Source organism: Streptomyces genisteinicus, from assembly GCF_014489615.1.
Taxonomy (GTDB): Bacteria; Actinomycetota; Actinomycetes; order Streptomycetales; family Streptomycetaceae; genus Streptomyces; species Streptomyces genisteinicus.
In genome coordinates this window covers 3,437,234-3,458,887 of the sequence record NZ_CP060825.1, presented here as the reverse complement: position 1 = coordinate 3,458,887, position 21,654 = coordinate 3,437,234, and the positions used below count along the sequence as shown (strand labels likewise).

General features: G+C 76.2%; 11 protein-coding genes. 1 reads left to right on the top strand and 10 read right to left on the bottom strand.

The features are described 5' to 3' along the window. Positions 1-74: 74 nt before the first annotated feature. From IAG43_RS15075 to IAG43_RS15030, 10 genes are all read right to left on the bottom strand, one after another. A complete protein-coding gene (locus IAG43_RS15075; protein ID WP_187741243.1) occupies positions 75-2,729 on the bottom strand; it encodes a hypothetical protein in 2,655 nt (884 codons plus the stop codon). Next, a complete protein-coding gene (locus tag IAG43_RS15070) occupies positions 2,722-4,872 on the bottom strand; it encodes a serine/threonine-protein kinase (protein WP_246574355.1) in 2,151 nt (716 codons plus the stop codon). Before IAG43_RS15070 ends, IAG43_RS15075 begins: the two co-directional genes overlap by 8 nt. Positions 4,873-5,059: 187 nt before the next feature. Next, positions 5,060-7,648 (bottom strand): hypothetical protein, encoded by a 2,589-nt coding sequence (locus IAG43_RS15065; protein ID WP_187741242.1) that lies wholly within the window; start codon positions 7,646-7,648, stop codon positions 5,060-5,062. Next, positions 7,645-11,832 carry a tubulin-like doman-containing protein gene (locus IAG43_RS15060; protein WP_187741241.1) on the bottom strand — a complete coding sequence of 1,396 codons (4,188 nt, stop codon included), beginning with the start codon at positions 11,830-11,832 and terminating at the stop codon, positions 7,645-7,647. The genes IAG43_RS15065 and IAG43_RS15060 overlap by 4 nt, the downstream gene beginning before the upstream one ends. Before the next feature lie 151 nt (positions 11,833-11,983). Then, on the bottom strand, positions 11,984-14,395 hold the full coding sequence (locus IAG43_RS15055) for a vWA domain-containing protein (protein ID WP_246574354.1): 2,412 nt from the start codon (positions 14,393-14,395) through the stop codon (positions 11,984-11,986). Between the two features lie 139 nt (positions 14,396-14,534). Next, positions 14,535-15,137, bottom strand: coding sequence for a Pycsar system effector family protein (locus IAG43_RS15050; RefSeq protein ID WP_223005934.1), 603 nt, complete (start codon positions 15,135-15,137; stop codon positions 14,535-14,537). After that, on the bottom strand, positions 15,137-16,327 hold the full coding sequence (locus IAG43_RS15045) for a hypothetical protein (protein ID WP_187741240.1): 1,191 nt from the start codon (positions 16,325-16,327) through the stop codon (positions 15,137-15,139). Before IAG43_RS15045 ends, IAG43_RS15050 begins: the two co-directional genes overlap by 1 nt. Next, complete coding sequence (locus tag IAG43_RS15040) at positions 16,320-18,833, bottom strand: hypothetical protein (RefSeq protein ID WP_187741239.1); 2,514 nt, start codon at positions 18,831-18,833, stop codon at positions 16,320-16,322. The genes IAG43_RS15045 and IAG43_RS15040 overlap by 8 nt, the downstream gene beginning before the upstream one ends. Positions 18,834-18,838: 5 nt before the next feature. Beyond that, positions 18,839-19,795: an ICP22 family protein gene (locus IAG43_RS15035; protein WP_187741238.1), complete on the bottom strand. Its 957-nt coding sequence runs from the start codon at positions 19,793-19,795 to the stop codon at positions 18,839-18,841. Positions 19,796-19,887: 92 nt separating this feature from the next. Beyond that, positions 19,888-20,625: a Crp/Fnr family transcriptional regulator gene (locus IAG43_RS15030; protein WP_187741237.1), complete on the bottom strand. Its 738-nt coding sequence runs from the start codon at positions 20,623-20,625 to the stop codon at positions 19,888-19,890. 449 nt (positions 20,626-21,074) lie between these two features. Here IAG43_RS15030 and IAG43_RS15025 point away from each other — a divergent pair, with 449 nt between their 5' ends. After that, on the top strand, positions 21,075-21,638 hold the full coding sequence (locus IAG43_RS15025; protein WP_187741236.1) for a hypothetical protein: 564 nt from the start codon (positions 21,075-21,077) through the stop codon (positions 21,636-21,638). Positions 21,639-21,654 lie beyond the last annotated feature (16 nt).

Below are 21,654 nucleotides of genomic sequence, written 5' to 3'. Positions count from 1 at the left end.
GCGCCGCCGGCTTCGGCCGTGCGGACCCCCGGGGCGCTGTGAGGCCCCGGGGAGGCCGCCGGCTCCGGGAGCACTCAGAGCGCGAGGAACGCGATCACGAGGAGAAGGGCGACGATCAGGCCGACGGTCCCTCCGATGAAGAGCAGGGGCCGGTTCGTCAGCTCGTCGAGGAACCGGGTGGCGGTGCCCGGCGGTTCGCGGCCCTGCGACGGTCCCGCCGTGTCGCCCCTGTGCGCCGTGCCTCCGCCTCCGGCGGCGGGGTGCGCGCGGTTCGCGTGCCCGTCGTCGCCGTAGCCGCTCTCCGGGTACCCGGTTCCGTACCCCGGGGAGGAGTACGGCGCGGGGACGGCCGGCAGGGGAGGGCGGGCGTGGCCCGCCACGGGAACGGGGGGCGCGGGGTCGGGGGTGCCGGACCGCCGGCGGGCGTCGTTCAGCAGCGACTGCCATACGACGGGCGGCAGATCCGGGATCTCGTCGGCAGGGAGGGCGAGGACGTGGTCCAGCCAGCCGCCCGCCAGGGAATCCGGCTCCCGCCCGATGCGCTGGGCCAGCCGCAGGAGTTCGGGCAGGTGCCGCGGGTCGCGTACGCGGGGGGCCACCACCAGGTCGAACAACTCGGAGGCACGGGCCTGGAGATACGCCGGGTCGGCCGGGGTGCCCGCCCAGCGCCGGTCCGGGGTGAGCAGGTACAGGCCGTTGCGCAGGATCTCCGTGCACAGGGCATGGCACTCGGCCTGGTCGAGTTCGTGGACGCGGAGCCGTTCGGTGAGCTCGTCCAGCAGCAGGAACACGGCGTCCATGCCGAGGTCCGGCTGCCGGAGCTCGTGGAGGAGTGCGTCGGCCCCCGGTGAGCCGAGCAACGAGGGGACACCGGCGAGACTGCCGGTGCGCAGAGCCGTGTGCAGCGGCGGGTACGACGGTGTGGACTGCGGCGGGTTCGACGGTGCCGGGCCGGGGCCGGCCGCGGGAGCGGTGCCGTGCGGGGACTCGGAGGGCTGCCGGGGGAGGGGCGGTCCGGTCCGGTCGGAGTCCTGGAGTGCGGGCAGCTCCCTGAGGAGCTCCCCGGCCCGGGGAAGGGGACCGCGGTCGCGTTCGTCCGTCCGGCCGGCGGTGCCGGAGCCGGGGCCCGCGTCCGGCCTGCGGTCGTGGTCCCGGTCGCGTTCGCCCGTCCGGCGGGCGGTGCCGGGTGCCGGTCGGGTGCCGTCGGGGAAGCGGCGCTCGCCTTCCCGGCGTTCCCGGTCGCCGCGGGGGGCCTCGTCCCGGAGGGAGGCGGCCCCGGCCCGGTCGTTCCAGGCGCCTTCGCGTTCGCGTTCGCGCTCCCGGTCCTGGTCCCGGTCGCGCTCGCGTTCCCGATCGAGGCCGCGGTCGGGGTGGCTGTCCCGGTCGGGGGTGCGGTCGCGGTCCGAGACCGGCCCGGTCTGTGACGTTCCGCTGCGGTTCCAGCCGTTTCCGGTGCGGTCGTCCCAGGCGCGGGCCCGCTCCCGGTCGCGGTCCTGGTTCCAGCCGCTGTCCCGGGCCCGCTCCCGGTCGCGGTCCTCGTCCCGGTCGCGGTGGCGCCCGGCGTCCTGCGCCGGGGCCGCGCCCGGGGCTCCGGCCCCGGGCCACCGGTCGTCCCGGCGGGCCGGGTCCGGTGTCCCCGCAGGGCCCGGGTCCCACCCGGCGTCCCGGTCCGGGGCGCGGTCAGCGGCCCGTCGGCGGTCCGCGTCCGTGCGGGTGTCCGTCCCGGGCCGGCCGTCCGCCTCCCGGTGCCGGGACGCGCCGCCCGGCGGAGCGCTGCGTGCCTCCCGGCGCCTGCCGTCGCCGGCGAGGGCGTCGCCGAGGCGCTCGCGGCGCAGGTCCCACGGCAGGGCGGCGCCGTCGGGGAGCAGGCCGGCCAGCAGCGGGGGCGGGTTCTCCGGGCCGTGTGCCAGGAGACGGGCCACCAGCCGGCCGGCCAGCTCGTGGGCCTGTCCGTCGGAGGGCGGCCCGGGCGCGATGCGGGCCAGCGAGCCGGCCGAGCCCTCGCCCGACTCCCAGCGGGGCACGCAGGTGAGCCGCAGGGGATGGCTGTCGACCGTGTCGTAGGTGGCGAAGGTCCACCCGCCGGGCAGCCACTCGCGGAAGAGGAGGAAGAGCCCGTAGTAGAGGAGCGGGGCTCCGCTCGCGTCCGGCCAGCCGGGGGCCGGCTTGCCGTCCGCGAGCAGCGACACCCGTTTGCCGGGGTCGCGCAGCCACTCCGCGGTGACGTGCACGAGCGCCTGCTCGACCTCCGGCAGCCGCTGCCCCATCTCGGGGAGGTGGCGCAGGGCGGTCTCCCGCAGCCGGCCGGAGGTCACGGGGTCCTTCGGGCCCGACGCCCGTTCGGCGGGGCCCTGTTCACCCCAGCCGCCGTGGGCGAGGCTCAGGCACAGGCGGGTCGCGAGGATCTCCGCCCGGCCCGTCAGCACATGGCTCACCGTGCTCGGCCTGCCGCTCGGGTCGGTCGTCGGCCAGCGCTGCATCAGCACGGCCCGGCCGTCCTGTGTGAACGTGCGCACCACGCTGGGCCGCGGTTCGTCCGACCCGGTGACCCACAGGAACGGACCCAGCTCGCGGCCCATCTCCGCGGCCTGCGCGGGCGGGCAGGAGTAGGCGACCGCGGTCATCCCGGTGTCCTGCCGCCCCTGGTTGCCGCCCCAGCGGAAGACCACCTGGTCCACCGCCCCCGCCGCCGGATCCCGGGAATCGCGTTCCCGTCGCACGTCACTCACTCCGCCGTCCCTCCCCGGTTCCGCTTCCCCCCGGCCGCCCGCCGTGCCGGGGCCGCTCCGCGCCCGGGGCCGGCCCGTGCGGCAGCGCCTCCAGCGCGGGGTCCGTGCCCACGGCGAACGCCTCGGCGCCGCCCGGCACGTCGATCAGCCCGTGCATCGCGAGCAGCGAGAGCAGGGGCTCCAGCACCCGGCGGGGCCGGGTGCCCGCCGGATACCGTCCGTGGTCCTCCTGGCCGCCCGTCGCCGAGGCGACGTGCAGGGTGCAGCGGCGGATCGCGTCGAACGGCCGCAGCCACGCCTGGCCGGCGTGGTGGCGCAGCAGCCCGTAGACGTCCCTGCTCTCCTCGCGCAGCCGGTCGGGGTCGAGCCGGCCGGCCGGCGCCTCGCCCAGCCAGCGGTCGACGGGCGGCTGGAACCGCAGCAGGTCCGCCTTCCCGAGCACCATCGCGGCGGCCACGTCCAGGTACGCGCCGTTCTTCGGGAGCCGGTCGAGCACGGTCCCGAAGGCGACGTCGCCGTCCCGGTTCACCTCCACGCCCAGGCGTTCCCGCGCGTGGTCCAGGTGCGGGAGGGGCAGGGCGAGGACGGGGTCGACGACGAAGACCATGGCGTCGACGCCGAGCAGGAAGCGGAGCGCCGCGTCCGTCCGGACGAGGTCCTCGCCGCCGAGGTCGAAGAAGGCGACCGGGCGCACCTGGCCGCGGACGTCGGTGATGAGCAGGGACTCCACGAAGCGGGCGAAGCCGTCCAGGCCGACCGTCGGGGTGTGGTCGAGCACCTTGCCGTTGCGCAGCGGCTGCACCCGCTCCCGCACGAAGCGGGCGTGCTGCCCGGGGTTGACGGACTGCCACTTCAGGCCGAACGGTTCGAGACCGCCGTCCGTGATCTCGGCGATCATCTGCGCGAGCAGATGGCTCTTGCCGGTGGACGACTGGCCGACCATGGCGACGGTCAGCGGCCGGCCGTTCGTCAGGTACGGGACCGGGATGTGGTGTTCGGGGAAGTCCGGATCGGCGGTGCAGCGCTGCACCGCGCCCCGCATGATGTCCGCGAGCCGGGGGGAGCCCGGCTTGTAGCGGGACGGGTCGAGCGGCTGGTACTGCATCCGGTTGTCGGTGACGTACAGCGAGGTCAGGTCGAGCTGGATGTTCTCCAGGCAGTAGGGGCAGAGCACTTCGCCCTGTCCGAGGCCCGCCGTGTACGACGGTTCGGTGGGCGGCGCCTGGCGCTTGAGGTGGAGCGCGTGCGCGAACGCCTCCCCGTGCGGACCCGTCTCGTCGGCCGGGAGCGAGAGCGCGACGTGGCGGGCCGCGCCCGGCGCGAGCAGGTCGAGCAGTTCGGCGGCGGTCGGCCGGTCGGCGGCGAGGGGGGCGAAGGCGTCCCGCAGCGTCTCGGAGAGCACCCGGTGCTGCCCGAGATCGGCCGGCGGCCCGTCCGACGGGCCCGGCCGGCCGGTCACCAGCTGGTAGAGCACCTGGGCGGCGCTCCACACGGCGTCCCGGGGGTCGACGGTGCCGCCCGCCCTGCGCTGCTCGGGCGAGCAGAAGGGCGCCCTGCCCCACGGCTGCCGGGCCCGTCCGGTGCGGGTCATCGCCTCCAGGCCCCACATCTGGAGGGACGTGCCGTCCCACAGGACGGTCGCCGGCGAGATGCCGCGGGGCACCATGCCCTGCCCGTCCAGCAGGCAGAGCGCCAGCATCAGGTCGCGGGCGAGGACCCGCTGGTCGGTCGCGGACATCACATGGGTGCGCGCCGCGGGCAGCCCGCGCGGAGCCGCGTACAGCAGGTACGGCTCGGCGGTGTCCAGTTCGTGGCCGACGACGACCGGGAAGAGCGGCGCGTGGTCCGTGCCGTCCAGCGCCCGGTGCAGGTGGAGCGCGGTGCCCGCCTCCGTGTCCAGCAGACCGCGGACCGCCGGGTGGGCGGCCTCGGCGGCGGTCAGCCGGACCTGGACGCAGCGCTGCTCCTCGTCGTGGAGCATGCCGTTGCGGATCCGCTGCGGCAGCACCGGATCGCGGCGCGACTCGGGGCCGAAGGTGACCGCCGTGGTGCGGCGCCTTCCCGCGGGGTCGGTGAAGGCGAGGGTCGTCCGCTGCGCGCTGTACGGCTGGTCCATCAGGTTCGGGTGCGAGGTACTGGTCACCAGCCGTCGCCGTCCTCTCGTTCGGGCCGCGTTCCGGGATCGGACACGGGCGGGTGCCCGCCCGGGTGCACGGGGCCCCGGACGGGCGTGTTGCGGTGCGGGGGCGCGGTGCCCCGCGCGGCGGTGGTGCGCACCGCCGCCGCGGGCGGGCCGGGTGGTGCCGCGGCCGGCAGGTGTCGGGTACGGGTCACCAGCCCTCGCCGTCCCTTCCCGCGTACAGGTCGGCGTCGCCGGTCTCCGGTTCGGCGCCGTGACGGGGGCGGACGGTGTCCACGACGCCCATGCGCAGCGGGGTGAGCCTGATCAGCCCCGCGTACCGCCCGGTCGCCGTCCACAGCGGTTCCTCGTGCTGGGCGGCGCCGTTCGCCCGCCAGGCCGTCTCGACGTCGGTGCGCACGGCCTCCGGGGCGAACCGCACCCACACGGCGGCGGCCGGGTCCCGGCTGAGCAGGGCGCCCTGTTCGGGGGAGGACAGCTGGACGACGGTGTTGCGTTCGGACTCCGCGCCGACCAGGGACGCGACCCGGTGCGGATCCGTGCCCAGCAGGTTGGCGGAGCCGGCGCGGACCCGGTGGGCGGCGGCGAACCGGGGCGCGGCCAGCACCCCGTTGCGCTGGAGGTGGATCCGGGCGTCGGACAGCAGCTCGCGCACCCGGTCCTCGGTGTTGCGGGCGGCCAGCGCGCCGGCCTGGCCGCGTTCCACCGCTCCCCAGTAGGCGTCCATGGCGTCCATGGCGGCGTCCGTCAGGTCGCCCGCCAGTGTGGCGACCAGGTCGGGGCCGCCCTCCCCGGTCTCCCGGTGGAGCCAGCGCGGGAGCCGGGCGGGGCGGTGGTCCCAGGAGTCGGCGGGTTCCGCCTGGTGGGGGACTGCCGCCTCGGGGGCGCCGGCGGGACGCTCGTCGAGGGCGTAGGCGCGGGCCCACTCGGTGTCGGCGTCGTCGGCGTCCCCGTAGGCGCCGGCCTCCAGCGTGGACGGGGAGCGCAGCCAGTCGTCGGCGGCGGGCTCGGGAGCGGGCGCCGGAGGCTGGGCGGGGGCCGTCGTCGTCCTGGGACGTCCGGGCTCCACGAGTGCCTCCGCGTCCGCGGCGTCGGCGGTGGCCCGCAGCATGCCGGCGACGGAGCGGGCCGCGTCGGCGCAGTACAGGCGCTCCTCGGCCGCCCAGTGCTCGCGCACCAGCCGGGCCAGCAGCCCGTCGAGGCCGGCGAGGGCCTCGCGCAGCGCGACGGTCCCCCGGCCGGCGGCCCAGCTGTCGGCCGTGGCGCGCCACAGGCGCCGCACGGTCTCCACGGTCGTCCCCGCGGCCAGCAGCAGTCCGGCCGTCCCGGCCCACAGGGGGGTGCCGGCCGCGTACGCGGTCACGACGCCGGCCACCGCTCCGAGGGCCGCGGCGACCGGCGGACCCAGCGGCGGACGGGCCGTGCCGCCCGGACGTGAGACGTCCCGCAGCCGGGCCGCCCCGCACAGCGCGGCGGCCACGAAGGCCAGCGGCACGAGGGCGGCCAGGGCGGCCAGGGGGCCCTGCCACAGCGCCCCGAGCGCGCCGGCCGCCCCGGCCGCCACCGAGGCGCCGACCGCCGGGGGCGGCAGCGGCACGCCCTCCGCGGCGGTGCGCCGGGCCACGCGGTCGGCCGAGTGGGCGTCGATCCGCGGCAGCAGGGAGGCCCCGGGCACCGGTTCCACCTGTCCCGCCAGGACCGTGAAGCGCTGGGCCACCGCCCGCAGGGCGAGCCCGCGGTGCAGCAGCTTTCCGGCGAACTCCCGCAGGCCCTCGCCGATCCGGTCCCCCACGCCGTCCGCCGACGGCACGTGGAGGCCGAGGGCGGCGAGCCGGGCGGACGCCTCCGCCGCGGACGGCGGCGCCCCCGAGCCGCCGTCGCTCCGCAGGGCGCCGGCGACCAGCTCGCGGTAGGAGCCGAGCGCGCGGTGCGCCTCCTCCAGGTCCTCCTCCAGCGCGGTGAGCCGGGTGCGCGCCAGCAGGCCGGGGAGCGACCGCAGTGCGGTGACGTCGTCCTCGGCGCGCTCCAGGGCCTGGGCGCAGGCGTGGTACGCCTGGTCGGCGTCGCCGCCGGGCGTGCGGTGGCGCATGTCCCGCCCGCCGCGGCCTTCGACGAGGCCCCGCAGCGGCTCGGGGAGTTCGGCCCCCGACAGGGTGTTCCCCGCGGCCGCCGGTTCGTGGTCCTCGCCCGCGAACCGCGCGAGCGCGTCCCGCCAGGCGCGGTCCCGGACCTCCGGCGGCAGGTCCTGCTCCAGCAGCCGGACCCCGGGCGCGGCGACGGCGTCCGGCAGCCCGGAGACGTCGTCGACCATCCGCAGGAAGACGTCCGGGACGGACAGCACGTCGACCAGGACGGCGAGCGCGTCCGGGTCGTCGGGCGGCAGCTGCTCCAGGGCGGTACGGGCCGACCGCAGATCGCCCGCCCACAGCAGCGCGATGCCGGAGGCGCGCAGCACGGCGGGCCGCACCAGCCGCCGGTCCGGCAGGAACGCCTCGCCCTCCCGGGCGTAGGAACCGGGAGCGCTGCCCACCAGCAGGACCAGGATCCTGATCTTGCCGAGGGCCCGGTAGGTGGTCAGCAGCTCGTACTGCCGCTGGTGGTCGGTGAGCCCGGCGGGGGTGTCGACCACCAGGAACAGCGGGTGGTCCGGTTCCGGCAGACCGGCGCTGCCGAGCCGGCGGGCGACCTTGGTGCGCAGCACCTCGGGGGAGTCGATCTCCGCCGCTCCGCTGCGCAGGTCGAGGTGGACGACCGCGATCGTGTCATCGGGCGGGATCATTCGGAGTCACCGTCCCAGGGGGCGCGCGGGTCGCGGGCGCGGCCGCGGCCGCCGTCGTCGTCGCCGGCATGGGAGTCGTCGGCGCGGGAGTCGGCGCCCCCGGCGGTCCAGGAGCCCCAGGTGTCGTCGTCCGCGCGGCGCCTGCTCCCGGTGCCGTCGCTGTCGCCGCCACCGTCACCGTCTCCGTCCGCGGCGGTCCGGCCCCCGTTCCCGGTGCCCCAGTCGTCCCCGGTCCGGTCCCCGGATCCGTCCTCGTATCCGTCACGGTCACGGTCACGGGTGCCCCGGCGGTCACCGTCCCGGTCCCGGGCGGCCCAGCCGTCCCTGTCCCCGTCCCCGTCCTGGTCACGGGTGCCCCAGCGGTCCCCGTCCCGGGCGTCGCGGGCGCCGTCGTCGCGGGCGGAGCCGGGGGCGCGGTCGCCGTCGCCGGCGCGTGGGTCCCGCGCGTCGCCGCGCCGGCCCCCGTCACGGTCACGGTCCCGGTGGCGGGTGCCCCAGCCGTCCCCGTCCCCATCCCGGTCACGGTCACGGTCACGGGCGTCCCAGCGGTCACCGCCCCTGTCACCGTCACCGTCCCCATCCCGGTCCCGGTCACGGGCGCCCCAGCGGTCACCGTCCCGGGTGTCGCGGGTGGTGCGGTCGTCGGCGCGGACGCCGTGACCGTCCCGGGCGGAGCCGTCGTCCTCGTCCCGGGTGTCGCGGGTCCCGTCGTCGCGGGTGGTGCGGCCGCCGCCCGTCCCCCACGCGTCGCGGTCGCCGCCGGCCGCCCCGGCGCGGTCGGCCGTGGCGGTGCGGGCACGGCGGACGCGGCGGCCGTCGCGGCCCTCGTGGTCGTCCCTGTCGTCAGGTGCGACGCGGCCGGGCCCGTCACCGGCGCCGTAGCCGTGGTCGTCGCCCGCCGCGGTGTGCCGGTCGCCGTCACGGGCGCCCGCGCCCGTTCCGGCGGAGGCGCGCGGCGCGGTGCCCCAGTCGTCGTCCTCGTCCGCGCGCCGGCGCCCCGGCACCGTCGGCCCGGTGCTCCGGCGCGACGGCGCCGGGGAGCCGCCGCGTACGTGGTCCAGCAGCGTGCGCAGCGTCGGCTGGAGTGCCCGCTGGTCGCCGAACTCGGTGTCCAGCGCGGCGGGCAGCGTCACCGCCCAGAACTCCCGGAGCGGGCGCACCCACCCCTCGACGCGCTCGCCGCCGCGTTCCCTGCGGTCGTCCAGCAGCTCCAGCTGGCGCGGCGCGATCTTCTCGACCAACTCGACGAAGAGCGGGTGGGGTTCGCTGCCGTTGCGGGCGAGCCCGGTCGGCTGTGCGCCCATCAGCTCGCGGCAGTAGTCCTCCACGGTCCGCTCGTCGTCGAGGACGGTCCAGCGTTCGTAGCTGCGCAGCAGCTCCGCCCAGCTGGACACGCCGCCCGGATAGTCGCCGAGCCGCAGCCGGACGCCGGGGACCTGGGCGCCCTGCTCGGGGAAGAGCCGCAGCCGGACCCGGACGGGCGAGGAGGTCTCCCCGTCCAGCACGTCCACCTGGCCGTTCCACATGCAGCACAGCAGCCGGTGGAGGATGACGCGCCGGTCCTCCTCGCTGCTGACCATCCAGCTGTCGCGGAAGCCGAGCCGCTGCCGCCAGCGCAGCACGTCCTGCGCCTGCTCGGAGTCCTTGGCCCGGGCCCACTGCCGCAGCACCTTGCGGGCCTCGGGCACCTGGGTGAGGCTCATCTCGCTGCGGAAGAGGACCACGGTGACGCTGTCGCTCTCCACGCCCCGGTACTCCACCGAGTTCTTGGCGTCCGACGGCAGTTGCAGCGCCTTGCCCAGGTACTCCTGCACCTCGTCCACGGCCTGCACGCGCGGATAGGTGACCAGCACGCGCAGCGGACCGGTCCCCTCCGGGGTGAAGCCCACGGGCAGCAGGCCGGTCAGCTTCCGCCCGAAGAGTTCGAGGGCCTCCTTGCTGACGTGCTCCGCCGCGTCGCCGTCGCCCGCGGCCGCGGCCAGCAGGGTGCTCATGGCGGGCAGCAGGGGCCGCTCCTCCAGGTGCTCGCCGCTCTCCGCGAACAGCCGGGTGATCCGCCCTTCGAGCTGGGCCTTGACCGTGGCGACCGCCCCGTCGGGGTTGCGCCTGCTGAGGGTGTGCACCGCGCGCCAGGTGTCGCCGTCGATCATGCGGAGCAGCAGCGCGTCCTCGGCCTCCGTCTCGCGCAGGCCCTCCCGGCGCACCAGCCGGGTCACGACGTCCTCGTAGAAGTGGTTGAGGGTGCGCTGCGGCGGCAGCAGGTACGAGATGCCCGTGCGGTCCTCGTACAGTTCGAGCCCCTTCTGCGCGGAGACCTTGCGCTCCCGTTCGGCGTGCTTGACGAAGGAGTTGACCAGGCGGCCGAGGTCGGCGCCCGCGGTGTCGGCCTGCGTCTGCCAGCGCTGCTGCTGCTCCCGCCAGGCCTCGTGCCACACGGAGTGGCAGCGCCAGCGGTACCAGGTGTCCTGCTCGTGCAGTGCGGCGCGCACGTCGTCGTCGCCCCAGCGGGCCGGCGACATCCCGGCCAGCCGGCCCTTGATCCGGGGGACCTTGGGCGGCTGGTCGGTGACGCCCGGCGGGCGCTGGGGCGCCCGGGCGCGGCTGTTCAGCATGCCGAGGAAGCCCGCCCGCGCGATGGCCTCCTCGCTGTCCGGCACACCCTTGACCAGGCGTTCGGCGACGAACGGGTCCACGCTCTGGAGCAGCTTGTCGATGGCGGGCCGGGGGGCGAACCGGTCGGCCATGGAGGCGGCCTCGCGGACGGCGATGGTCTGGAGGTCGGCGAGGAGGCGCTGCATGTCCGTGACGCGTTCGCCGAGGGCGACCTCGATCGCCCGGCCGCCGCGGGGCAGCGGGTCGGGGTCGGGGACGTCGAGCTGCTTGCGTTCCCAGAGCTCTTCCAGGTTGGCGTCGGCGAACAGCCGCCGGATCATGGGCACCGCGTCGTCCCGCAGCACGGCCCGCGGCCGCTCCAGCAGGTCCGTGACGGCCCGGCGCAGCAGCCGGCCGGCGACCAGGTCCGCGAGCTGGTCCATCGGCGCGGTCATGGAGGCCACCAGGCTGGTGGAGACGCCCTGGCGCCCGATGCCGGTGGGGGAGACGGCGCTGCGGTGCACCCCCCGGTTGATGAAGCTGGCGGCGAAGGTCTGGTAGTCGTCGTCGGCGGCCATCGTCCGCCCCCGTGAGCGGCCGTCGCCGAGCTCGGTGCCGATCAGCGACATCACCAGCGACACGATGGAGCGCCGCAGGTCGTCCTGGCGGATGCCGGCGGTGGGGCTGAACAGGAAGGCCGTCGGCAGGATGCCGGTGCGCAGCCGGATCGGGGTGGTGCCCGGGTAGCGGATGCCGAGTCCGCCGTCGTGCTCCAGGTCGCCGATCTCGGCGCCCTCGGTCGGCGCGTTCTGCCCGTCCACCAGGCGGAAGAGGTCGACCAGCGCGCGGGCGGCGTTGAGGTCCGCCTCCCGTCCGCCGCCGGCCGACGAGGCGAACGACGAGGGCATGACCACGAGCGGGTAGATCTTCACGCCGTTGAAGCGGCGCATCTGGAACGCGTGGTTGATGAGGTGGAGGTAGTCCAGGAAGATGCCGGCCCCGGTGCCGCCCGCGACCGAGAAGGCCACGAACACGTCGCAGCCGCTGACCTTCCCGCCGCCGAACTCGCTCAGTTCGCCCGCCGACCTGGCGATGGCGTCGATCGCCTGGAGCAGCGGCTCCAGCACGGGGGCGAGGGAGTGCCGCAGGGTGGCGAAGAGGGCCGCCCGGCCGACCGTGGGGAGCTGGCCCGCGCCGTTGTGCAGCGGCGTGACCTTCGGTTCGTCGATGCGCGGCGGCAGCCAGTCGGCGACCTCGTCGCGCAGGCTCGCCCGGAGCATCTTGGTGACCTCGGGCGAACTGTCGAAGTTCGGCAGCAGGTTGTGGGTGGCCCGCGAGGTGCGGGAGTAGGCGGCGCGCAGCGAGGGGTCGACGTTGAACTGCGGCAGCCGCTGCAGGTCGGACTCGCTGTAGTCGGCGTAGACGAACTGGAGGCACTCGGGCAGCTGGTAGGGCGCGTGGCCGCTCAGGTGGCCGAGGGCGGTGCCGTCGGGGCCGCAGAGCTCGGCGCGCAGTTTCCGTTCGAGTTCGGCGCCGACCAGTCCTCCGGTGCCGCCCAGGCCGACGAAGAGCATCGGCTGGAAGATCTTCATGGGTTTCCTCCCCGCTGGCGGCCGTGTCGGAGGCCGGTCCCGTCCTTGATGCGTCCTTGGGTGTCCGCGGCCCGCGCCGGCGCGTGACGCGCCGGCACGGGTCCCGGTGCCGGCGCGGATGCGGCCGGCGCTGCTGTCACGACGCGCGGCCTCACAGGTACGCGTCGTACGAGCCGCCGCTCCCGGCCGCCCCGCTGTCGGGGTTCGGGGACGCGGTGGTGGTGCGGCCGCCGGTGCGTGCGCCCGGTACGGGGCCGGCGAGGGTGAGGCTCAGGTTGTCGGCCAGCTGGATCTGCCCCTGTTCCGTCAGCCGGGTGCGGCCCCCGCCGCGTCTGCGCAGCACCGCGCCGCCCTCGGGGCTGCGCTGCACCGCGTACGGGCCGTTGCTGCGCCGCTCGATGCGCGGATTGCGGTGCGGCTCGACGACGGCGAACTCGTACCACTGCTTGTGGCCGTGGCCGGCCCGGTGCTCGGCGACCACGTCGCCGGACTCGGAGACCAGTCGCAGCACCAGGCCCGCCGGGTCCCGGCGCCTGCGGCGCTGGCCCAGCAGGAGGACGACCGCCACGGCCGCGGCGGCCGCCAGCGCGGCCCCGGTCAGGAAGCCCCACCAGTACTTCTCCCAGAGGCCCGGTTCGGGTGTCACCCGTACCGAGACCGGGGAGCTGACCAGCGTCAGGTCGCCGTCCTCGCTCCCGGTGTCCACGACGGTCACGGTGCCGCCGACGAGCAGCCCGTCGCCGCCGAGGCGGTCGCCGAACACGCCGGCGGCCCCGACCTGCACGGTCACCTTCCGGGTGCCGGACTCGCCCGGCGCCACGACGATCTCGCCGGGGGAGAGGGTCAGCTGCCCGGCCCGGACGTCGGCGAGCGACAGCCGCAGGGTGTGCGGCCGGTCGTCGGTGTTGCTGACGGCGAGGCTGCCGGTGACCCGCGCGCCCGGGTGGACGTCGGCGTCGTCGAGGGTGAGCGCCGCGGTGACGGGCAGCTGGGGCGGTGCGACCCGGCCGGGCTCGCTGCGGGTGTCGGCGCTCAGCCCGGACGCGGTGAGCGTGCCGGTGACCTCCAGGGCCCCGGCCGCGTCCCCGGGGATCTGCACGGTGCCCGTGAACGCGCCGTCGCCCGCGTCCGGGTCGGGCCCCTTGCCGTCGTCGGCGAGCGTCAGGGGCACGGGCGCGAAGCCGTCCCCGGTCAGGCTGCTGGTGACCCTGAGCCCGGCGTAGTCCCGCGGGTCCTTGACCGCGTAGTTGTCCCGGGTCTGGAGGCGCATCGTCACGGTGGCCTTCTGGCCGGCCTGCGGCGACGGCGGGTCCATGGTGATGGCCCCGCGCAGCTCGCCCTGCCAGAGCACGCTGACGCCGACGGGCAGCGAGCGGTGGCCCTCGGGCGCCTCGGCCTTGATCTTCCAGACGCCGGGCAGCGGATCGGTGATCCGCAGTGCCTCCACCGTGTCGTCCGCTCCGGCCAGTTCGAAGACCGACCCCCGGGCCCTGCCCGTGGTGGGGACCTCGTTGCCGGCGGGGTCGGTGTACGTGATGTCGACCTCGGCGTCGCCCTTGTCGACCACGATGCTGCCGACGGTCGCGAGCGGGGAGATCGCGATCTCCAGGGTGGCCGGGGGGCGTTCGCCCTCCGGGCCCGGCTGGTAGCGCAGGCAGTGGGCTGCGGCGAAGACCTTCTCCAGCTTCGGGCCGAGGTCCTTCGCGCCTTCGACCACGTCGGCGGCCGGGCGGGCGGAGGGGAGGTCGACGCAGCCCTTCTGGTAGCCGCCCGCGGCGATCGCGTCGAGCTGCGCCCTGTCGGGCTTGGGACCGAAGCCGAGCGGCCAGATCTGCACGTTGTTCGCGGCGGCGTTCTCCAGTTCGGCCGCCAGCTGCCGTTCGCCCTCCTTCGCGCGGTGGCTGGGGTCGCCGTACTTGGGGCTGCCGGAAACGTCCATCACGCCGTCGGTGAGGAGGAAGAGGACCCGGGGCACGGAGGGGTCGGTGCCGGTGCTGAGCTCGTGCACGCCCTGCCGGATCGCGCTGGGGAAGTCGGTGCCGGTGCCCTCCTTCTCCGTGCGCTTGCGCAGTTTGCCGACGCAGTCGCCGATCGTCCGGCGCCCGGCGGCGTCCAGCGTGGTGCGCGGGCACACCGGGTCCACCGCGCTCTGCCCCTGGGCCTCGGCCGCGGCGAAGCCGAAGACGGTGACCCGGGACGCGGCCGAGACGTCGCCCAGCGCGATCCGCTTGGCGGCGGCCTTCTCCGCCGCCATGTCCTCGTCCGCGAGGCTGGCCGACTCGTCGACGGCCACCGCGTAGTTGACCGCGGTGAAGGCGGGCTTCTCGGCGGCGGGCGACGCCTGCCGGCCGGCGTACGCGGCCGGCGAGGCCAGCACCGCGGCGGCGGCGAGCACGGCGACCGCGCCGCGGCGCGTCCAGGTGCGGCGGGCCCCGGGGGCCTTCGTTCGGACCGGGCCGGTCTCGCGGAGTCCGGACGGTCGTACCGGGCCGGTCTCGCGGAGTCCGGACCGTTCCCGGCGGAAGACCCGCGCCGGGCGCCGTGATCCCCTGACTGTTCCCACAGGGTTCCCCTCATGTCGTCTCTGGTGCCCGTGCGGGGCGTGCGCGCGGCTCACGCGTACGGCCCGAGGGCGGTCCGGCTCCCGCGTGCGGTGCGGCGGTCCCGCTCCCGCGTGCGGCCGGGGCGGTTCCGTTCGGCGGTCAGCGCGCCAGGCTCCAGCCCAGGGCCAGGGCCGCGGCCGGTGCGAGGGTGCCGACACCCCAGCGGATGGCCCGGTACTTGGCGGACAGGATCGAGCTGACGTCGACGGCCTGGACGAGCAGCCATCCGGCCGGGTCGCGCCCGGCCTCGGTGACCGCGGCGGCCAGCCGGGCGGCGTCGCGCCGTTCCAGCAGGTCCCCGAAGTACGTGACCCCGTCGCCGTCCCGGAGCGTGCCGGTGCGGGGCATCAGCGCCCGCACCAGGGCGGTCACCGCGACCGTCCACAGCCCGCCCGCGACGACCAGGGCGAGGTCGCCGGGCCACCGCCAGTCGGGGGCCCCGTGCCGTCCGATCAGGAAGGCGGGCAGGGCGAGTGCCCCGGAGAGCAGCACGGCCGCCTTGGAGTCGGCCCGGCCCAGGTCCTCCCGGACGGTGTTGAGCAGGCGTTCGGCGATCCGTTCTCCGGCCCGGTCGTGCGCGTTCCGACCCCCGTCCGGCACGCGCACGACCGGATCCGCGGCGGTGCGGACCCCCGTGGCCCCACCACCCGGCGCGGCGCCCCCCGGCGCCGCGTCGTCCGTGACTCCCCCGTCGGCCGTCATCAGTCCTCCTCTGCCCACGGCCAGCCGTCGTCCTCGTTGCTGGGACGACGCCGACGCGGCGGTTCCGGTTCCGAATTCCCTTGATCTGCAAGGGAGTTCGAGTACCGCTCGGAAGTTCGACCGTCCCGTGCGCCCCGTGCGTCCCGCGCGTCGTGTGCGTCCCGTGCGTCCCGTCCGTTCCGGCGGTCGTCCCGGTCGTCCCGGTCCCGCCGGTCCCGCCGGTCGCCCCGGGAGGGCGGCTCGTCCGCCACCCACCCCGGGGTGTACGACTCCGGCGCGTGCCCCTGCGGGCCGGCCGTGAGCTCCGGCGCCCGCCGCCGGGCGGGCAGGTGGCCGATGGGCCCCCGGACCTGCCCGCGCCCCTGGTCGAGCAGGTCCAGTGCCTGCCGTTCCACGTCGCTGGACTGGATCTGGCCGCCGGCCACGAGGTCGAAGAGCCGGTCGACCCGCTCCTTCTCGTCCTGGCGGCCCTCCTGGCGGATCTTCTCCAGGAACTCCTTCGCCGCCTCGGGCTCCTTGGCCAGCATGTAGCTGAGCTGCTCCAGCCGGCCGCCCCGGAGCATCGTGCGGAACGCGGTCTGGTGGACCTCGGTCAGCGCCGCCGAGGCGTGCGCGTCCCGGATCTCCTCCGAGTGGCTGATCGTCCGGTCGTCCACCCGCAGCCGCACGTACAGGCGTACGCGCAGCCCGAGTTCGGAGCCCAGGTCGTCCCACCGTCCGCCCGCGCACTGGCCGGTGATCGCCCGGTCGGCGCGCTCCGCGTCGGACACCCGGTACTGGGAGGAGACCTCGCGCAGGCGCTCCAGCACCGGCGCGGTGAGGCGGGCGGCGACGTCCGTGACCACTTCGGTGGCGGCCAGGAACGGGTTCTCCACCGACCAGTGGATGTCCACCTCCGCCTTGAAGAAGGAGGTGCCGCCGGCGGCGGGCAGCTCCATCTGGAGCTGCGACTGGAAGGTGCCGAGCGCGATCTCGCACACGGTGTGCGGCCGGGCCAGCGCCCGCCGGTTGTGGTGCTCCACGCCGGAGACGGTGGCCACGCTGTGCCCGCCGTTCCGGTAGAACAGCACGGACGCCTTCCGCGCACCCGAGTGCCGGAACGGACCGGTCGGCGTGTACTCGCCGAGGAACGGACCCGCCGGCTCGTCCGCCCGGCCGCCGTCCGCGGCCGGGTCGTGGCCTTCAGCCATCTCTCTCCTCCTCGCCCCTCCGGTCCGGCGGCGCGTCGGCGAGCCACCACAGGTCGCGCGCCTGCGCGTCGGGGAGCGGATCGTCCTGATCCCTCATCATTCGGCGCAGCAGCCAGTCCAGCTGCCGCAGGTCGTGCTCCTCGTCGAACATCGCGGGCAGCAGCGCCGCGAGCCCGGACCGCGTCCACTCGGCGCCGTCGCGGCGGACCGCGGTGCGCAGCAGCGACTCCAGCGCGTCGAGCGCCACCTCCTTGGACCGGGCGGTGTTGAGCGCGGTCCACAGCAGATCGGCCATCGGCCGCACCAGCCCCGGGCGCACGGCGGCCAGCGCGAGCGGCAGCGGCCAGTCGCCCCGGTCCCCCACTGGCGACCCGTCCTCGTCGTCGAGCACCTCGTCGACCCGGGTGACCGCGAGGCGCACGGTCGTGACCAGCCCCAGGTCCTGATACTCCGGGCGCTTGTGGTGCGTCCAGGCGTCCAGCCGCCGCAGCACGGCCTGCGCCGCCGGGCCCGCCAGCAGCCGCACGGCGTTGAACGAGGCCACGGCGAGCTGGTCCCCGTCGTCCCGGGTCCCGATCCGGGCCAGGGCGTCCAGGGTGTCGCCGGCGCTCGCCGCGGCGTTCCCGTAGCCGAGGGCCATCGCGGCGGTCCAGCGCAGCGCCTTCGTGCCGTACCTGCTCCAGTCGTCGACCGTGCGGCGCACCGCCCGGCGGTGGGAGGCGTGCCCGGCGGCCTGGTCCAGGATCGTGGCCGCGAAGACCCTGCGCCGCGGCGAGGACGCCTCGGCCAGCGGCCGGATCAGCTCGGCCCAGCCGTACTCGAAGTCGCGTACGCACAGCTCGCCGGCGGCCACCGCGGCACGCATCCACACCTGGGGACGGGGGTCGTCGGCCAGTAGCCGCAGCCAGCGCACGACGGGGGCGCGGACCGGGAAGTGGCGGTCCCAGATCTCCGACAGCACCGCGGCGGGCAGCGCCGAACCCCGGTACCAGATCAGCCGGGCGTCCACCTCGGAGCCCGCCACCTCGACCCGTCCGGGCTTCGCCTCCGCCCGCGACAGGGCGAGATCGGTCTCCGGGTCGTCGCAGAACAGCGGGCGCGCGGGCGTGGTGTCGGGATCGCTCTGCACGGAGAGCTCCCAGGTCAGCAGGTGCGCGGCGGACGCCACGGCACTGTGCGACGCCCCGCCCAGCACGGCGAGCGCGATCCGGAAGGCGACCGGGTGGAACAGGGAGGCGGCAGCGGGCCGCCCCGCCCGGTCGCCGTCGGCCGCCGCCGGCGCGGCGAGGATCCGGTCCACCCCGGCGAACCACTCCCGCGCCTGGGCGGCGGCGATGCTCCGGCAGCCCGTCAGCAGCTCCTGGTACGAGAGTTCGCCCAGCAGGTGCCCCGCCAGCAGCGAGGCCACCACCTCGGCCTCGGCGGGCCGCAGGTCCTTCAGCCCGACGGCCTCCTTCACCGCCGGCCGCGCCGCCAGCTCCGCGGCCCTGGCCGCCAGGTCGCCCGGTCCGTCGTCGTCCGGGGCGCCCCGGGGCTCCCGGTCCAGCAGGAGCTCGTCCAGCCGGGCGGCCAGCAGCGCGTCCGTGGGCACCGGCGGGCAGCGCATCCCGTAGCGGCCGGTGACCAGCGCGTCGGTCGCCGCCCCGAGGGGGACCACGACCACCGCGTACGCCCCGGCCCGGTCCAGCGCGGCCGCCAGGGCGTCCAGGTCCATCTCCTCGGGCGGCAGTTCGCCGGGCGCCGCGAGCGGGAGCTCCAGCAGATGGCCGCCGCCGCGCGCCTCGCCGCGTGCCCCATCGCGTGCCCCGTCGCCGTCGCTGTTGCCGTCGCCGTTGCCGGCCTGCGCGGGCAGCGATTCGGTGAGCAGCCGTACGTCCGGGCCCACCCGGCTCACCCGGGCGGCGCCCGAGTCGCCCGGCGCCCCGGCGGCGGTCAGCTCGTCGAGCAGGGCGAGCGCGGTGCTGGTGCGCCCGGTGCCGGGAGCGGCGCCGAGCACCAGCAGCCGCCGGGCGCCGAGTGCCGCGCGCAGCGCCTGGTAGCCGTCGGGCTCCACATGGGCGCGGCGCAGCCGGCGCAGCTCCTCCTCCGGGACCGGACCGCTGCGCACGGCGCGCCCCGGACGGAGCCCCTCCAGCCGCAGATGGACGTCGCCGATGTGCGCGCTGCTGATCGTCGACTGGTCGAAGTTGATCAGGTCCCGGCCGGTGTCGAAGATCGTCCGGGTGGAGCGGCGGGCCCGTGAGGCGGCCGCGAGGTCGGTGGGGCCGTCGTCGCCCTGCTCGTCGGCGAGCGGGTCGCGGGTGTGCTCCCGGAAGCGCCCGGCGGCGCGCTCGCGCTCCCGCTCGCGTTCGGCGGCCTCGTCGTCGGCGCCGGGAGCGTCCCCGGCGTCCGGATCGCGGTCGCGGTCGGGGGCGCGGTCCTTGTCGCGGTTCCGGTCGCGGTCGGTCGACTCGGGCGGCCCCGGCTTCTCGCGCTCGCCTCCGGGGGGCGGCTGCTCGTCCGTCATCCGGCTCACCCCTTCCGGCGGTCCGCGTCGCCGGTGACGCGCCCGATGTGGACGGGGGCCCGGTAGACGTTGCCGCTGTGCCGGGACATGTCGCCGTGGACGGTGTACTGGTCGCCGCCACGCTCCTCGCGGGGGCCGCCGGCTTCCGGGGCGCCGGCCTCGCGGCGGTCGTCGCCGGTGCCGCCGGCGCCGCTGCGTTCCTGGTCGCCGTCGCCGCCCCGGCCCTCGCCGGGGTCGCCGGCCTCCGGCGCGGGAGCGCGGCCGCCGCCCGCGGGCCCTGCGTCGTCCGCGACCTCGCCGCCCGGCCCTGCGCCGTCCGCGGCCTCGCCCGGCCGCCCGTCGTCCGGGCTTCCGCCCGGCTCCGGTATCGCCGGGGCGGGGCGTCCGGGCAGGTGGAACCAGCCGGTCACCTCGCCCTCCTTGAGACCCAGACGGGCGGGGGACCAGCGGTCGGGGTGGATGAACTTGCCGCCCGGGACGACGAGATCCGTGTAGAGGGAGTCGGAGACCACCAGCACCAGATCGGCCGCCTCCGCGTCCAGGAGGTCCCGCGCCACCGGTGAGTCGGCCAGCCTGCAGGCCAGGTCGACGGCGCGCCCGCTGATCCCCCGGGGATCGTGGCGTACGGGCCCGACGTGCATGCCCACCCGCAGTCCGAGCGGCACCCGCAGCGAGCGGTTCTCGTCGCGCAGCGCCTCGTGGACCTCGACCGTCCACAGGCCGAGCAGCCGGGTGACCGGCACCCGCCCGGTCACCGCCACCAGGGCGCCGTCCCCGCGGTCCTCCATGTGGAGGGCGTCGCGGGCCACCCGCGCGTGCGTGAACGCGCCCTCCAGGATGCGGTAGACGCGGGCGCGCATCCGCGGCTTGTCGACGTCGTCGTAGCCGCCGGAACGCCGCGCGTCGACGCTGATGACCAACTCGTAGTGCGCTTCGGCGACTTCCCTCGCGTCGTCGTCCACGGTGCTCCCCCAGTCCCTCTCCTCGTGTCCCTCCAGCTTCCGGTCCGTGACCGGGGCCGTCTGTAGCCGTTTACACACGGCGGGCGGGCGTTCTACTCGCGTTGTGCGCCGGGGCTGCCGGCCTCCGCGTGGCCGTGCGCGAGCAGGGCGAGCAGGTCGGGGTCGAGGATCTCCACCATCCGGTTGCCGGTGCGCACGACGTGCTGGGACCGCAGCAGCCGCAGCGCCTTGGCGACGGCCTCGCGGGTGGCGCCGACCGTCGCGGCGAGTTCGTCCTGGGCGAGATGGACCAGGGCGCCCGAGCGGGCGGGCCCGGGGGCGGCGGGGGTGTAGGGGCCCGACGGTTCGGCCCGGGAGAGTTCGTCGAGCCTGCTGGCCAGGCGCTGGAGGACGGTCAGCGAGGCGAGCGCGGACCGCTCCTGGTCGGCGCTGCGCAGGCGGAAGGCGAGCTGCCGCATCACCAGGGAGCCGACCCGCGGGTGCGTGGCGAGATGCCGGCGGAACGCGTCCCCGCCGATGACCTGGGCTTCCGTGGGGCCCAGGGCCCGTACCGTGGCGCTGCGGGGCCGGCTGTCCAGCGCGGCCATCTCGCCGAGCAGTTCACCGGGGCCCCGCAGCCCCAGTATCAGGCGGGTGTTCCCGCGGTCCGTCGACACCGACACGGTCACCCACCCCCGAAGAACGATCACCACGTGGCTGGAGCGGTCCCCCTCCGTCAAGAGGTGGTCGTCGGCCGCGAACCGCCTCCGGCTGCCGAGCGCCATGACGCCCTCGCACTCCTGCGCCGTGAGCGCGCGCGCGAACGGCACGTCATCGCCGAGCAGCCCCATTGGCCACTCCCCCCACGGCTGTCCGGAAGGCTGGTTTTGATTGGCCTCGATCGTCGCAGGGTGATCCTTTGGTGTGGTCCAGATCACGCCAGGTTGCCTCTACGCCCGGGTAGAGGACGTCCTGCCAGGTGGGCGGAGGACGCCCGTGAGGGGCGCGTCGCATACTCCCCACCCGTACCACGCACCGCAGTTCGCGCCAGGGCCCGGCCTGCCTCGCCTTCGCCGCACGGCCCGCCAGGTCAGAGTGGGTGACGGCGGCCCCGGGGGGCCGGCGGCCGCAGGGTGCGCACCGGAAACGGAGTTGGCGAGAACTCGGGTTTTCGGACGAAGCGCTTCATAGAGCCCTTGCGTGCGCCCCCTGCGCTCCGCATGATGCCTCCCGGTCCCGAACGGGTGATCACCGGCGCGGCAGCGTGATCACGCGTCTCAAGATCATCAAGGATGCGCGCATGCCCCTTCCTTCCTCCCTGCCCCGTCGCGTCCTCGTTCCGCTCGCGGCCGCCGCCGCTCTGTTCGGCACCGCGGCCGCGGCCGCCGCCGACGCCGCCGAGGCGTGCGGCTCGGTCATCACCGCCCCTCTCGCGCCGCCCGCCGCGGCCGACGAGCCCTGCCCCAGCGCCGACCCGGTGGTGTGCCGCATCCGGGTGCTGCCGATGGACGAGAAGGTCGAGGCCCAGCGCACCCGGATGCGCTACCACGCCCTGCTGGAGGAGATGCGCCGGACGGAGGCGGACATGCGCGACGCCGGCGCCACCGAGGAGGAGATCGCCCGCGAGCTCGTCGACATGCGCAACCAGGCCAAGGAGATCACCCGCGCGGGCATGACGCCCGAGGAGGTGCGCCTCCTGGAGGAGCGCAACACCGCCAAGTACGGCAACCCCCTCGGGCCCACCGCGGAACAGCTCTTCGCCAAGTACGGCTCCTGGGAGCAGGTCACCGACGCCTCCATGCGCACCAGTTACGCCGTGGACCGCGAACTCTCCCTCGCCTACCGCCCCTGTCCGGTGCGCTGACCGGGAGCAGTCCCGA

Bases quoted from the DNA above. Each gene is read 5' to 3' on its own strand.
- IAG43_RS15025 (WP_187741236.1), top strand. From the start codon at position 21,075: ATGCCCCTTCCTTCCTCCCTGCCCCGTCGCGTCCTCGTTCCGCTCGCG.
- IAG43_RS15045 (WP_187741240.1), bottom strand. From the start codon at position 16,327: ATGGCTGAAGGCCACGACCCGGCCGCGGACGGCGGCCGGGCGGACGAG.
- IAG43_RS15065 (WP_187741242.1), bottom strand. From the start codon at position 7,648: ATGATCCCGCCCGATGACACGATCGCGGTCGTCCACCTCGACCTGCGC.
- IAG43_RS15050 (WP_223005934.1), bottom strand. From the start codon at position 15,137: ATGACGGCCGACGGGGGAGTCACGGACGACGCGGCGCCGGGGGGCGCC.
- IAG43_RS15040 (WP_187741239.1), bottom strand. From the start codon at position 18,833: ATGACGGACGAGCAGCCGCCCCCCGGAGGCGAGCGCGAGAAGCCGGGG.
- IAG43_RS15030 (WP_187741237.1), bottom strand. From the start codon at position 20,625: ATGGGGCTGCTCGGCGATGACGTGCCGTTCGCGCGCGCGCTCACGGCG.
- IAG43_RS15060 (WP_187741241.1), bottom strand. From the start codon at position 11,832: ATGAAGATCTTCCAGCCGATGCTCTTCGTCGGCCTGGGCGGCACCGGA.